This is a genomic window from Flavobacterium sp. (assembly GCF_049590715.1).
Lineage (GTDB): Bacteria > Bacteroidota > Bacteroidia > Flavobacteriales > Flavobacteriaceae > Flavobacterium.
Map to the genome: position 1 here is coordinate 1 of NZ_JBAWDL010000010.1, position 14,351 is coordinate 14,351.

General features: G+C 33.0%; 9 protein-coding genes. 7 read left to right on the top strand and 2 right to left on the bottom strand.

The window, feature by feature from the left end; genetic code table 11:
- Positions 1–158: 158 nt before the first annotated feature.
- The 7 genes from panC to bioB all read left to right on the top strand — a co-directional run bounded on the left by panC (position 159) and on the right by bioB (position 8,196).
- A complete protein-coding gene (panC, locus tag WBQ70_RS00475; protein WP_423909043.1) occupies positions 159–1,037 on the top strand; it encodes a pantoate--beta-alanine ligase in 879 nt (292 codons plus the stop codon).
- Between the two features lie 14 nt (positions 1,038–1,051).
- The gene (gene panD / locus WBQ70_RS00480; protein WP_423909046.1) at positions 1,052–1,402 is read left to right on the top strand and encodes an aspartate 1-decarboxylase; all 351 of its coding nucleotides are present in this window, start codon (positions 1,052–1,054) and stop codon (positions 1,400–1,402) included.
- 186 nt (positions 1,403–1,588) lie between these two features.
- Positions 1,589–2,737 (top strand): alpha/beta hydrolase, encoded by a 1,149-nt coding sequence (locus WBQ70_RS00485; protein WP_423909048.1) that lies wholly within the window; start codon positions 1,589–1,591, stop codon positions 2,735–2,737.
- Positions 2,737–4,098, top strand: a complete 1,362-nt coding sequence (gene radA, locus WBQ70_RS00490; protein ID WP_423909051.1) for a DNA repair protein RadA — start codon at positions 2,737–2,739, stop codon at positions 4,096–4,098. The genes WBQ70_RS00485 and radA overlap by 1 nt, the downstream gene beginning before the upstream one ends.
- An 18-nt stretch (positions 4,099–4,116) precedes the next feature.
- On the top strand, positions 4,117–6,078 hold the full coding sequence (locus tag WBQ70_RS00495) for a transglycosylase domain-containing protein (RefSeq protein ID WP_423909055.1): 1,962 nt from the start codon (positions 4,117–4,119) through the stop codon (positions 6,076–6,078).
- Between the two features lie 113 nt (positions 6,079–6,191).
- The gene (locus tag WBQ70_RS00500; RefSeq protein WP_423909058.1) at positions 6,192–6,644 is read left to right on the top strand and encodes a hypothetical protein; all 453 of its coding nucleotides are present in this window, start codon (positions 6,192–6,194) and stop codon (positions 6,642–6,644) included.
- A 466-nt stretch (positions 6,645–7,110) separates the two neighbouring features.
- Positions 7,111–8,196 carry a biotin synthase BioB gene (gene bioB / locus WBQ70_RS00505; RefSeq protein WP_423909061.1) on the top strand — a complete coding sequence of 362 codons (1,086 nt, stop codon included), beginning with the start codon at positions 7,111–7,113 and terminating at the stop codon, positions 8,194–8,196.
- A 40-nt stretch (positions 8,197–8,236) separates the two neighbouring features.
- Here the strand turns inward: bioB and WBQ70_RS00510 are convergent, their stop codons facing one another.
- Positions 8,237–11,497 (bottom strand): glycine-rich domain-containing protein, encoded by a 3,261-nt coding sequence (locus tag WBQ70_RS00510; RefSeq protein ID WP_423909064.1) that lies wholly within the window; start codon positions 11,495–11,497, stop codon positions 8,237–8,239.
- Positions 11,498–11,754: 257 nt separating this feature from the next.
- Complete coding sequence (locus WBQ70_RS00515) at positions 11,755–14,250, bottom strand: hypothetical protein (protein ID WP_423909066.1); 2,496 nt, start codon at positions 14,248–14,250, stop codon at positions 11,755–11,757.
- Positions 14,251–14,351: the final 101 nt, after the last annotated feature.

The window sequence follows — 14,351 nt, forward strand, 5'->3', positions numbered from 1 at the left end:
TAAGACATCAAAGAAACTTCATTTTCAGCAAGATAAGGCACCACTTCAGATGATACATATAATATCCTCTTGTCTTTCATATTGTAATTTGCTTTATTTATTGGCAATAAAAACCATGCAAAATTACAAAAATTTATGCAGTTATTAACTAAAATATTATGTTTGCAGTTAATTTTAATAAAATAGCCATGCCCATTTTCTACGGAAAAGCAGCTTTGATGACTTTTTTAAAGTCTATTGAAAATAGAAATACCACCATTGGCTTTGTTCCCACTATGGGTGCCTTGCATCAAGGTCATCTTTCTTTGATGCAACAATCATTAAATGACAATCAAAAAACAGTTGTTAGTATTTTTGTTAATCCAACACAGTTCAATAATCCAGAAGATTTATCAAAATACCCTAGAACACTAGAAGCTGACACTAAAAAAATAGCCGATTTAAATCTAGATATTATTATTTACGCACCTTCTGTTGATGATATTTACGAAGGAAATGTAAACTCAGACTCATTTAATTTTGATGGTTTGGAGAATCAAATGGAGGGCAAATTCAGGCCGGGGCATTTTGATGGGGTAGGAACTATTGTAAAACGCTTGTTCGAAATCGTAACACCAACCAATGCTTATTTTGGTGAAAAAGATTTTCAACAATTACAAATAGTTAAGAAAATGACTCAAAAAAATCATCTCCCTGTTAATATTATTGGTTGCCCTATTTATCGCGAAAAAAATGGTCTAGCAATGAGTTCTAGAAATGAACGCCTAACTCCCGAGCAACGTAATACTGCTTCAATCATATACAAAACCCTGAACAATACCTCAACTCTTTTTCAAACTAAAAGCGCTGAAGAAGTAACGCTATGGGTGAATGATGTTTTTAAAAACCATCCAACATTCGAATTAGAGTATTTTCAAATCGCTGAAGAAGATACTTTATTACCATGTATCGAAAAATCAGTAAATAAAAAATATCGCGCATTTATAGCTGTATTTGTTAATAATATCCGATTGATTGATACCATTTCACTAAAATAATTTACTTTTGTACCATGCAAATTCAAGTACTAAAATCGAAAATTCATCGTGTAAAAGTAACTGGTGCCGATTTGAATTATATAGGCAGTATTACTATCGATGAAACGCTACTAGAAGCTTCAAATATTATTGAAGGAGAAAAAGTAGCTATTGTAAATATTAATAACGGAGAACGTTTTGAAACTTACGCTATTAAAGGTGAAAGAAATTCAGGCGAAATAACGTTGAATGGTCCAGCAGCCAGAAAGGTTCAAAAAGATGATATTATCATTATCATATCTTATGCTACTTTAGAATTTGAAGAAGCAAAGACCTTCAAGCCATGGATTATTTTTCCCAATGAAAAAGATAATTCGTTAACCTAGATGACTAATTTATTATAAAAAAGTAACAGATTACATCTCTTTTTTGTGTTTTTCAATAGATTCTAAGCTAGTTTATTAGCGAAATAATTTTATTCGCTTAAAACTGCATTTTTATAATTTATAAAATAAGTACTATATTGCTACTCAATTACAGCCATTTATTCATCGCTTAAAAAGTAGTAAAATATGAAAAAAATTATTTTATTTTTAATAATTCCATTTACGGTATTTTCACAAAAAATTACAGAAAATTTCGCATCTAATAGTTTAGGGATAACAAGAGAAATTACTATCGCTTTACCCGCTTCCTACGAGAGAAATCCAACCAAAAAATATCCCGTACTCCTTGTTTTAGATGGAGAATTTTTATTTGATGCTTTTACTGGAGCACTTAATTATGGGAGTTACTGGGATGATTTCCCAGAGGTTATCGTCATTGGGATTAATCAAAATAAAAATAATGAAAGAATAACTGATTGCGGTTATGACTCAACTGATGGACTACCATCAAAGCAAGCAACAGCGTTTTTTGATTTTATTAGTGCCGATTTATTACCAAGTATTGAAAAAAAATACCGTACGATTCCTTTTAGGATGATTGCAGGATATGATACAACAGCTGGTTTTTTAAACTTTTTTCTTTATAAAGACAATCCGCTTTTTAATGCTTATATCTCTCTTAGTCCTGATTTAGCTCCTGAGATGGAAAAAAGAATCCCTACTAGATTATCAGAACTGAAAAAACCCATATTTTATTATCAATCGATTGCTGATGGAGATACAAATAAAATAAAAGAAGTTACAAAAACATTAGATGATAACATTAAGTTAATTTCAAATGAATCCGTTTTTTATAAATATGATGTATTTGAGAATACGACTCATTATTCTTTTGTATTGCAAGCAATACCAAAAGCTCTTTATCATATATTCGAATCTTACAAACCTATTTCGCTTACTGAGTTTTCAGAAAAAATCGTAGTACTTCCTAATAAACACACGGATTATTTAATAAATAAATACAGCATAATTTCAGATAAATTAGCCTTAAAAATACCTGTTCGCCTTAATGATTTTAAGGCCATTGAAGCTGCGATTTTAAAGAATAAAAACTATGAAGAATTAGATAAGCTTTCAGAAATTGCAAGTGCAAATTATCCTAAGTCTATGCTGTCTTATTATGAATTAGGTTTGATGTATGAAAAAATGGATAATCCTAAAAAAGCTGCTTTAAAATACCAACAAGCTTCACAAAAAGAAGCAATAGGTAATTTGACAAAGAATATGATGTTTGATAAATATGATGAAATGAAAAGTTTAATCTCCAAAAAATAATGTCTAAAATAAAAACCACTTTTTTTTGTCAAAACTGCGGTGCACAATTTGCAAAATGGCAAGGTCAATGTAATTCCTGTAAAGAATGGAACACTATAGCCGAAGAGATTATTCAAAAACAAGAAAAAGTTGCTTGGAAGTCGGAAAGTGTATCTCCTAACAGAGTTTCAAAACCCTTAAAAATAAAAGAAATTGATTCAACACAAGAGGTTCGAATGAACACCACTGATTCAGAATTGAATCGTGTATTAGGTGGAGGATTAGTTCCTGGTTCTTTGACACTTTTGGGTGGAGAACCAGGTATTGGAAAAAGTACGTTACTGTTGCAAATTTCATTAAAGTTACCTTACAAAACGTTATATGTTTCGGGGGAAGAAAGCCAAAAACAAATCAAAATGCGTGCAGAACGCATTACCGATTCAAGTGACAATTGCTATATTCTTACAGAAACGAAAACGCAAAACATTTTCAAACAAATTGAAGCGATTGAACCTGAAATCGTCATTATTGACTCCATTCAAACCCTTCATACGGATTATATTGAGTCAACGGCTGGAAGTATTTCCCAAATTAGAGAAACTACTGCCGAGTTAATTAAGTTTGCCAAAGAATCGAATATTCCAGTGATTCTAATTGGTCATATCACTAAAGACGGAAACATTGCAGGTCCAAAAATTTTGGAACACATGGTGGATACCGTGCTTCAATTTGAAGGGGATAGAAATCATGTGTACCGTATTTTACGTTCCTTAAAAAATCGTTTTGGTTCTACTGCTGAAATCGGAATTTATGAAATGCTTGGTAGTGGATTGCGTGAAGTTTCCAATCCATCCGAAATATTAATTTCGCATAAAGACGAAGAATTATCAGGAACAGCCATTGCCACCACACTCGAAGGAATGCGCCCCTTAATGATTGAGATACAATCCCTTGTAAGCACGGCCGTTTATGGCACACCACAGCGAAGCACTACAGGCTACAATGCAAAAAGATTGAATATGATACTTGCAGTTTTGGAAAAGAGAGCTGGTTTTAGGCTTGGCGCCAAAGATGTTTTCCTAAATGTCACTGGAGGAATTTCCGTTGATGATCCTGCCATCGACTTGGCTGTAGTTGCTGCCATTTTATCCTCGAATGAAGATATTCCTGTAAATAAAGATTTTTGTTTTGCAGGGGAAGTAGGTTTATCAGGGGAAATCCGTCCTGTAAACCGAGTTGACCAACGTATTCAAGAAGCTGAAAAATTAGGTTTTTCGACTATTTTCGTTTCGAAATACAATAAAATAACCTTAAAAAATTCTGGAATCAAAATTCAACTCGTAGCAAAAATTGAAGATGTTGCTAGTATGTTATTTGGATAGCTTAATTATTCCTTATTTATGAGAACCCGAAAACAAAAAATAATTCTTTGTTCTAAAATAATTGCAATGCTGATCCTGTTGCTTTTTATCTGTTTTTATTTTTTTAGAAACATTCTTTTAGAGCAATTACTTTCAAAGGCAACAGTAAAAGCAGCAACGGAATACAATTGTAATTTTACTGTAAGAAAAGCCAGTTTTGAGGGGATGTCGGGAGTCGAATTATCAGGAATTGTTCTTGCTCCTAAAAATGCAGATACGCTGTTTAATATTCAAAAAATTAAAACAAGTGTTAATTTTTGGCGATTGTTTTTAGGTGAAGTACAATTAGGAACTTTGATGATAAATAAAGGATATGTACAGCTAACTCAAAAAGGGAAAGTAAAAAATTTTACCGCTTTTATCAAAAAAGACAATACTGGAACTAATGACAACGACAAACGAAATTATGCATCCTTTGCATATCGAATCATTACGAAGGTACTGAATTTGATTCCTACGGACATGAATGTTGAAAATCTTGTTTTCAAACTCGATGATAATGGAAAAAAAGCTAGTATTGATATTAAAAAACTTGTACTTGTTAATAAACAACTTGAAACAGCCATTGATGTTCAGACGAATACTTTTTCTCAACGATGGAAAATTAAAGGGATGGCTGATCCTCGACATAAAAAAGCTGACATCCGCTTTTTTAATATTGATTCTGGAGCTATAAAACTACCTTATTTTGATGAGCGTCATAACTTGATTTCTAGCTTTGATTCTATTCGTCTCAATGTAGACAGCATTGAGAAAAGTAGTGGTGAATTTTACTTGGATGGATTTGCTTCCATCACTAATTTAAAAATAAATCATCCTAAAATAGCACGCCAAGATGTTGTCATCAAGAATGCTCGTTTTGACTACAGATTTCTTTTAGGTTCTGATTTTATATCTGTTGATAGTAGTTCGACTATTCAATTAAACAAAATTAAACTTCATCCTTATATAGCTTACGAGACAGAAGAAGATACGATATATAAGTTAAAAGTGGCTATTCCAAAAATGAAAGCTCAGGATTTTATTACTTCTTTACCCGATGGATTATTTACTCATTTTCAAGGGATGGAAGCGATGGGGAATTTTGAATACCAATTGAATTTTAAATTCAATAAAAACAAACCGAACCAGCTAGTCTTTGATAGCAATTTGAAGAAAGAAAATTTAAGAATAACAAAATACGGTGAGGCTAATTTGAATAAGCTTAATAGTGAATTTACTTATCGTGCTATTATTAAGGACGTACTTCAACGTCCTATTTTGGTAGGTATTGCAAATCCTAATTATGTTACTTTAGATCAAATTTCGCCTTTTTTACAGAAAAGTGTTTTGACCTCTGAGGATCCCTCTTTTTTTAATCATCGTGGTTTTATTAATGAGGCCTTCAAACAATCGATTCTAAAAAACATTCGAACCAAGAAATTTTCAAGAGGGGCTAGTACAATAAGCATGCAATTGATCAAAAATGTTTTCCTTACTCGTGAAAAAACACTATCTCGAAAATTAGAAGAAATTCTATTGGTTTATTTACTCGAGAACAATCGTATCGCAACTAAAACGCGTATGCTTGAAGTCTACTTTAATATTATCGAATGGGGACCAAATGTTTATGGTATTGGTGAAGCATCTGCCTTTTATTTCCAAAAAAAACCTAGTGACTTAACATTAAATGAATGTTTGTATTTAGCCCGAATCATTCCAAGTCCAAGCAAGTTCATGTATCAGTTTGATGATGAAGGAAAATTGAAAGGATATGCGGTAAACCAAGAACGTTTTTTTCAGAAATTAATGCTCAGGAGAGGGCTTTTGACAGCCGAAGACACTATAGGACAATCCGTTCCTTTTTCTATTTCAGGCAGAGCAAGAAGCTTTTTAAAGTTAAAAGTAAAAGATTCACTAGTGGCTGATTCCACAGTTGTGGTGTTGCCTACTACTTTTTAAAAGTTGCTATAAAGAAATCATAATTCTAGTTCTATTTGTTCTTTTTTTCTTAAATTTGATAGGTATTTCTCTGTTTATCAGAGAAGTAATGCTTAACTTTTAAATTTAAATAGATGAAAATATCAAAAGAATTTTTTAATGGTTTTCTGATTTTTATCGGAATTGGACTCTTTTTTTTATTGATGGAATTTTCAGGCTTAGCTAATTTGTATTATTTACGTTTTTTCAATATTTTATTTGTGTTCTTTGGCGCAGACCGAACGTTGAAATCTAATTTTGCTGAGGGAAAATTGGTTCTTTCTGAAAATACAGTTTCAGCACTTTTCACTTCACTTATTGGTGTTTTTTTAAGCATAATAGGACTTATAGCCTATAGTTATATGCAAGGAGGAGATGCTTATGTACAAACACTTTCTAAAACATTATTATTTGGAGGAAATCCTTCTATAATGACCTATTCTATTTCTTTACTTTTTGAAGGATTTGTTTCTGCAGTAATGGTCACTTTTATTTTAATGTTGCGTTGGGACAGCCGTTATGTTTCAGATAAACATCAAAATTTGTAACATAATTAAAGACTGATTTAAGGCTTCTTAAAATGAAATTTTTATTAGAACATTTTTTTTATTCTTTGATCAAATTAATAAAAATGTAGAACTAATGAAAGTATAAAAAGAAATTACAAACGGTATTCTTGTTTTTGAAGGAATTGACATTTTTTTCTAATGAATGTTTTGGGTTTTGCTGATTTATTGTTATTTTAAAGGAGGACATACTTATGTTCAGTCTTTATCTAAAACCTTGTTATATTTGACGAGAATCTTTCTATTGAATTCTATTTTATATGTCTGTTTTTTGAAGGGATTGCTTCGTCTGTTATTGTTACGATGTTATTAATGTGGTTTTAGAACAATGATCTCACAACAGATTAGCTGGATTTTTCTTGCTATTTATCGGGTTTTCCTTTTCGATGTTTTAGATTGCTTCATTAGAACAATTTGACTACTTTTGAGGCATTAAAAAATTGCATCGATGAGTATTACAAAACACAATTGGACAAAAGACGAAATTATTGCTATATATAATAAACCTATGATGGATTTGCTTTACGAAGCAGCCTCAATTCATAGAGAACATCATGATCCTAATGTTGTACAAGTTTCGACATTGTTGTCTATAAAGACAGGTGGTTGTCCTGAAGATTGTGGATATTGTCCTCAAGCAGCACGTTATCATACGGATATTGAGGGTAACGACTTAATGACAGTTAGCCAAGTAAAAGCTCAAGCTTTACGTGCTAAATCTGGAGGATCTTCACGTGTATGTATGGGAGCTGCATGGAGAAATGTAAAAGACGGTCCAGAGTTTGATCAAGTGTTAGAGATGGTACGGACGATCAATAAATTAGATATGGAGGTTTGTTGTACCTTAGGTATGATTACCGAAAATCAAGCACATCGTTTGGCTGAAGCGGGTTTATATGCTTACAATCATAACTTGGACACATCCGAAGAATATTACAAAGAAGTAATTTCTACTCGTGGTTTTGAAGACCGTATTCAAACGATAGAAAATGTTCGTAAGACCAATGTAACTGTTTGTAGCGGTGGAATTATTGGTATGGGTGAAAGTATTGAAGATAGAGCAGGAATGCTTGTTGCTCTTTCTACATTAAATCCACAACCAGAATCAGTACCTATTAATGCATTGGTTGCTGTTGAAGGAACGCCAATGGAAGAAGAGAAACCAGTTGAAATCTGGGAGATGATTCGTATGGTTGCTACTACACGTATTATTATGCCAGAAACTCAAGTTCGTTTATCAGCAGGTAGAATGAATATGAGTAGAGAAGGACAAGCTATGTGTTTCTTTGCTGGTGCCAATTCTATTTTTGCAGGTGATAAATTACTGACCACTCCAAATCCAGATGTTGACGAAGACATGAAAATGTTTGAAATGTTGGGATTGAATCCACAAAAGCCTTTTGTTAAAGTATCACAACCACAAACAGTAGAGGCCGCTGATTCTCAGTTTGCTCCATTAGGTGAAAAACCAAAATGGTCCAGACCAGGTCATGAAATCGAAAGAAATTTAGAAGCCTCTCAAAAAGGAAAATAATAAAAAACCCATTCGTATCCCGAATGGGTTTTTTTATTTCTTAATATATCACTTTTTGGTTTGTTTTGGTTTTGTCATCAAATTCGGTTGTTATTAATAATATTTTCGAACTTGTATTCACATTACTAATAACATATTCTTTAGTATTTATCTGTTCCTTTTGATAGATTTTCTTTCCAGAAATGGTATGTAAAATGACTTTTGCAATTGTTTTTTCAGCAGAGTTTAAGGTTATATTTTTGTCTTTAACAGATATCACTAGGTTCTCTTCTTTTGATGGAGAAAAAACATTCAGCATTATTTCTTCCTTGGTTTGATAAACTAATGCAAAACGATTATCAAAAGTTCCTTTATCTGTAGAAAAAACATACGGACTCGTTTTTAAATTATGAATAGTGCTTAACTCTTTATCCTTAAGATATATTTGTTGATTCGTTAGTACTCCATCAGTACTATCTATACTAATTGAAAATTGACCTACGGTTGAGGAGCTATATCCTAAAGGAACTTCATCTTTTTCATTAAAGGGTAAGGCTCTTCCTTGTATTGTTAATTGGGTATTGTTGTTTATGCTGTAAAAATTGATGTATTTATTCTCATTGAAATTTTCACCATCATAGGCTTCGTCGTATTCATTGGTTGCTCCTGTAATATAACCAACTAACATTTGTTTAAATGCACCTTGAGCATTGGTTAAGTTTAGCCAAATACGACTCTTATTTGTAATTTTATTTGGTTTTGAAGTTATTTTAGGTTTTAAAAACTGGCTATTATCTAATGGTGCATGTTGATAGTCTAATCGCATACTATTTTTGAATATGGCGTTTCCAGATGCTTTTCCAGTTGCCATAAAGCCTTGTCCAGCCGCAATTGCAGGGCCTGTACCAACACCTCCTGTTAAATTATAAGTAGCATAGTCATCAGATGTATAGGCAAATTTTCCAGATCCAGCTGTTCCATTTAGAATATTGTCGGCCAATTGTATTGCTGTATTATGAGTCCAAAAATAGAGTGTTCCTGTTAAAACATCAGCATTTTCAATTAAAAAAGTATTGGCATCTATGGCTGAAGGATATGGGTTTCCAATAAGATTTGAAGCGTCACCTCCTATAATAGGAGTACTGATTACCCCATTGTTAGGCTGTCCTTTGAATGCAACAGTTTTCGTAAAAGCAGATCCAGGATCAAGTCCTTTACCTGATCCTCTTACGATGTACCCAATTCCCTCTAACATAATTGAACTTGAGGATTTTGCTACCCATTTGTTTGTTACAGCATTGAATGAAGAATATATAGTTCCTGATTGTATTTCTCCTAAAGTAAATCCACTTACTGGTGCTGACCAATAAACATAGTCTGTGTTTAATATAGCAGTTGTTGTTCTAGTATACGTTATTTTTCCACTATTGATTGCATCATCATTTATTTGAACCAAACTGGCATTGTTTTCAAAAGTAAGCGATCCGCCTTCGTCAACGATCAATTCATTTTGTATTTTCATTTGGTGACCATTTTTAATAGTGACATGTACTCCCGAATTGATGACACATGAACATACTTCAATATCTGTATCTTCATCCATAGCTTCTGCAAAATTATAATTAGAATCAAAGATGATTTTTTGGTTCATTGTTAAACCTCCAACACCATCCCATGAGCCATTCCATGTTCTAGTAACTACTGTTGAAGCTATTGTTATAAGGGTAGCAGACGTAATACAGCCCGAAGGATATTTCGCAGTAATATTATAATCCCCAATAGGAACTAATGTAAAAATGCCTGTAGTATTACTATAATCTATTCCATCGATACTATAGCCAATATTTCCTGTTGCAGAAGGGGAACTTACTACAATGGTACCCATGTTATTAGTACAATTAGGTTGCAAAGTAGCTGAAGCAATTAGAGCAGGCACGCTTAAATCAATCATTAAATTTCTTATACTTGAGTTTCCACATTCATTAGCAGCCACTACTCCTATGTTAGCATTACTTGTTCCTACCGTAACAGATATATTGCTAGTTCCTTGTCCTGCTGTTATAACCCACCCTGACGCTGTATCTACAGTCCAATTATAACTAGTTGCATTGGCAACTGGAGTAACACTGTAGTTTTGTAAAGTATTACCACTGCATTGATTTGTATAACCACTAATACTTCCTGGTATATCGGGGAACGATTTTACGATAACATCTACAGATACACTACTAATGTTTGTACTACATTCTCCTACTCCACCTCCAGATTTCAATTTAGTTATTGATATTGTACTTGTTCCTACAGTTGTTAAGTTAGGAATTGTTATACTGCCACTTCCTGCGTTTTCGACAATCATAGTTACATCATAATTGGTGAGAGGGAGTTCATTTGTATGATAAGTCACGGTGTATGTTCCTATTGGTAGTCCAGCAGCAGTGGATTGTAAATTTATTGTAGCAGTTCCTAGCGCTACACAGGCCGTAGTGGCACTAATATCAGTAATACTGTAGGTAGGGCAGTTATATGTCAGATTTATTTTACCATTTCCTCCGTTACCTCCATATCTAGAACGGGCTGGAACAACGATAACACCCACACCACCACCACCACCACCACCAGTGGTACTTGCTGATTGACCGTCTTCTCCAGTGGATAGTATTGGGACAAGAATTGATAAAGAGCCTCCATCTGCTCCACTTCCGCCATTAGACACCGCTGTTGCTCCGTTTTTAGTTAGTGTAGAATTTCCATTAGAACTACTTCCTGCACTTCCACCGCCACCGCCACCAGAATTTATTTTGATTAATGTTATAGGAAAGCCTGACTGTACGAGATAAGCATTCGCACCATTTCCTCCTGAATAATCGCCACCATTTCCTCCTAATCCACCATTTCCATAGGAAATTAAACTTGTACCCCCTTTTCCTCCTTTTCCACCATTAGCTGAAACAGTTTGAAATGTGGTTGTACCTCCGTCAGCACCATCTATATTAGCGGTTGTCCCTCCTGCTCCTCCATTACCAACGGTGTAAGGAATAAATACATTGTTTTTATTGGGAGTTATTGTAATGTTTTGTTTTTTATAAGCACCACCGCCACCACCGCCACCAGCAGCTAGAAGACTACTAGAGCCTCCTGCGCCCCCACCAGCACCCCAAGTTTCAACCGATAGTGAAGTGATTCCAGCAGGTACTTCAAAAGTTCCTGAACTAGACAATGTAGTTTGCGCATGGGCAATATTTGCAAAAGCAAGAAGAATAAACCCTATATATTTAGGTTTTATGGTTTTTAATAATTTGAAGGATAAGTAGTTTTTATTCATAATCTATATGGTTGTAGATAAAACATTAGACTATTCACTTAGTATATTGGTGAATTAATTCTTTACTTAATTTATGCAATAACTCAATTAAAAGCTAATATACTCGATAAAAAACACTATTTAACATTTTGATGATGATAAAATACTACAAAATAAGATGATTTTTTATTTAGAAAATAGAAAAAAGTGTTGTTAGTTTTTTATTAAATCAATTAAGATTTTAACTTATTTAATACTTTTTTTAAGACAATAAATTACTAGTATATTATTTTTCGAGTTGTCATTGTTTGATCTTTTAGAATTGTAGTAACTAATAAAATCCCTTGACTTAATTTTATGTCACTAATAACATAAGCTTTCCTATTTACATTTTCTTTTTGATATATTTTTTTTCCTAAAAAGCTGTGGATGATAATCTTATCAATTAATTTATCTACTGCATTCACCGTTATATTTTTATTTTCAAGGAATACGAATAAATCATCCTTTTTATTCATAGATTGTGTTGTGATTTTCAACTTTTGCTCTTTTTTATTACTGAAGAGTAATACAAATCGGTGATCGAAAATTCCTTTATTTGAACTAAATGCATATGGCTTTAAACTCAAGTCATGAATTATGTCTAAATCTTTATCTTCAAGATAAATCTTTTGGTTTTTTAACACCCCATCAATTGTGTCGATACTAATTAAAAAATCACTGATTATTGTAGTGCTATATCCCAAAGGAACTTCATCTGTTTCAACAAATGGAAGTCTTCTTCCTTGTATACTTAAATTAATGTTGTTATTGATGCTATAAAAATTAACAAATTGATTTTTATTAAAGTTTTGACCATCATAATTAGAATCCCATCCATTTGTTGCTCCAGTAATATACCCAACTAATATCTGTTTAAAAATGCCCTTGTCATTAGTAAGATTCAGCCAAACCCTATTTTTTTCTAGAAGGTTCTTTGTTGTTGTTTTAGAAAACTTGCTAGGTTTATAAAACTGAGAATTATTTATTACTATACCACCTGAATCTAATTTCATACTATTCTTAAATGACACTGTTCCTGTTTTGTTGGATGTTACAAAAAAACCTTGACACGCCGCAATTTCCCCTGTTGGGATATTAGTATTTAGTCCCCCAGAAATCATTGGGGTTTGTACAGCTGCAACACCTCCCGTTAAATTATAAGAGGCATAATCATCCGAAGTGTAGGCATATGTTCCTGTTCCTGCGGTTCCATTCGTAATATTTGTTGCTTTTTGAATAGCCGTATTGTGTGTCCAAAAATAAAGGGTGCCATCAATAACGCTACTATTTTCGGTTATGAAACGATCAGCATTTATAGCACAAGGATAGGGATTGCCAATCAGATTTGAAATTTCTACCTCATGGATTGGGATCTTTACGGTTCCATTATTTGGTACTCCAATAAAGTTAGCCAAATAAGTACTAGGATAGTTGGGGAATTTATTGCTTTCTGGTCCTCTGATACTATACCCCTTTCCTGTAATCATGATTGAGGCACTAGTTTCTTGTTTCCAATTGTTTGATGAAGTGTTGAAAGAATACCATTTTCCCGAAAGTGTATATGGAGAAACAGCTCCTATTGTGAATTCTGTAACAGGTGATGACCAATAAGTGTAATCTAAATTGCTAATTGGGGTAGTCTGTCTTTGATAATTAATGTTGCCAGCATTTATCGCATTGTCATTAAGTTGAATCAAGCTAGCATTATTTTCAAAAGTTATTGAACCTCCAATTACATTTATTTCATTTGTTAATTTTAAGTTGTGATTGGGTAGAAAACGGACAGTACCCGATTTTATTTTACAACTACAAGCTTCAATAGAAATTGTCGACTCGTAATTACCATCAAAAATGATAATTTTGTCGCTACTAGTATCACCGTTGGACCATGCCGTTCCATTCCATGTTGTGCTGTTTTCAATGATATTTACAATTATTGAAGATTCTGATTTACAATATGGATTACCTACTTTATAATGGTAATCACCTGAATGAAGTCCTGTAATTGTTGTCGTACCACCACTTCCTCCTGATTGAATTAAAACATCATTTTGATACAAATCCCAAGTTTCATTAATGGGTAAGTTAAGTAATTCAATAGTGGCATTGGGGTTTGTACAATTGGGATGCGTAATATTTGCAATTATTGGAATAGGTAAATTACATTTTACGACTCCATTAAACGCAAATTCGTTAATGCTTAAGGTTCCTGTTGTAAGACTCCCTCCCCAAGCATATAATCTAAAATGGATAGCTGAATTAATGTTTTGAAAGGCTAAACTTGATAGGCTAATAGAAGGAGGTGAAGTTTCGAAACCAGCATTTAGGATTATTGGTGTCGCAATATCAGCAGTAAAAGCATCTACACTTGATCTAAAAGTAAAATAAATAGGCCCAGCGATCAATGATATTTGCGCTTTATAAGTAAGGTTTATGAAATCAATAGCAAAACCTGGTTTGGGTGTTATGATGAATTCAAAATAGTCATTTACATCCAATGTGCTCGTACTCCAATCTCTTGCATTGTATCTATTAATACCTGTATTCCCATTTAATCCCGGCCCTCTTCCTACGCCAGATACACTAATATTTGGGTCAATGATTTGACCATTTGTATATGGATTTGTTAGACTTGAATTAGTATCCGTTATTTCGTTTTTAAAAATACTTTGACTAAAAGTAATAGAATGACTTACTACTATTATAAATATAATTAATGGTATTGACTTCATTCACCTTTAGCTTATGGGTTATTCTGCTAAAAGTATAGGTTAATGACAATTCTTACAATACCCACTTTTGGTGATTTTCAAACTACTGATTCACAAGGGTG

Bases quoted from the DNA above. Each gene is read 5' to 3' on its own strand.
- panC (WP_423909043.1), top strand. From the start codon at position 159: ATGTTTGCAGTTAATTTTAATAAAATAGCCATGCCCATTTTCTACGGA.
- panD (WP_423909046.1), top strand. From the start codon at position 1,052: ATGCAAATTCAAGTACTAAAATCGAAAATTCATCGTGTAAAAGTAACT.
- WBQ70_RS00485 (WP_423909048.1), top strand. From the start codon at position 1,589: ATGAAAAAAATTATTTTATTTTTAATAATTCCATTTACGGTATTTTCA.
- radA (WP_423909051.1), top strand. From the start codon at position 2,737: ATGTCTAAAATAAAAACCACTTTTTTTTGTCAAAACTGCGGTGCACAA.
- WBQ70_RS00495 (WP_423909055.1), top strand. From the start codon at position 4,117: ATGAGAACCCGAAAACAAAAAATAATTCTTTGTTCTAAAATAATTGCA.
- WBQ70_RS00500 (WP_423909058.1), top strand. From the start codon at position 6,192: ATGAAAATATCAAAAGAATTTTTTAATGGTTTTCTGATTTTTATCGGA.
- bioB (WP_423909061.1), top strand. From the start codon at position 7,111: ATGAGTATTACAAAACACAATTGGACAAAAGACGAAATTATTGCTATA.
- WBQ70_RS00510 (WP_423909064.1), bottom strand. From the start codon at position 11,497: ATGAATAAAAACTACTTATCCTTCAAATTATTAAAAACCATAAAACCT.
- WBQ70_RS00515 (WP_423909066.1), bottom strand. From the start codon at position 14,250: ATGAAGTCAATACCATTAATTATATTTATAATAGTAGTAAGTCATTCT.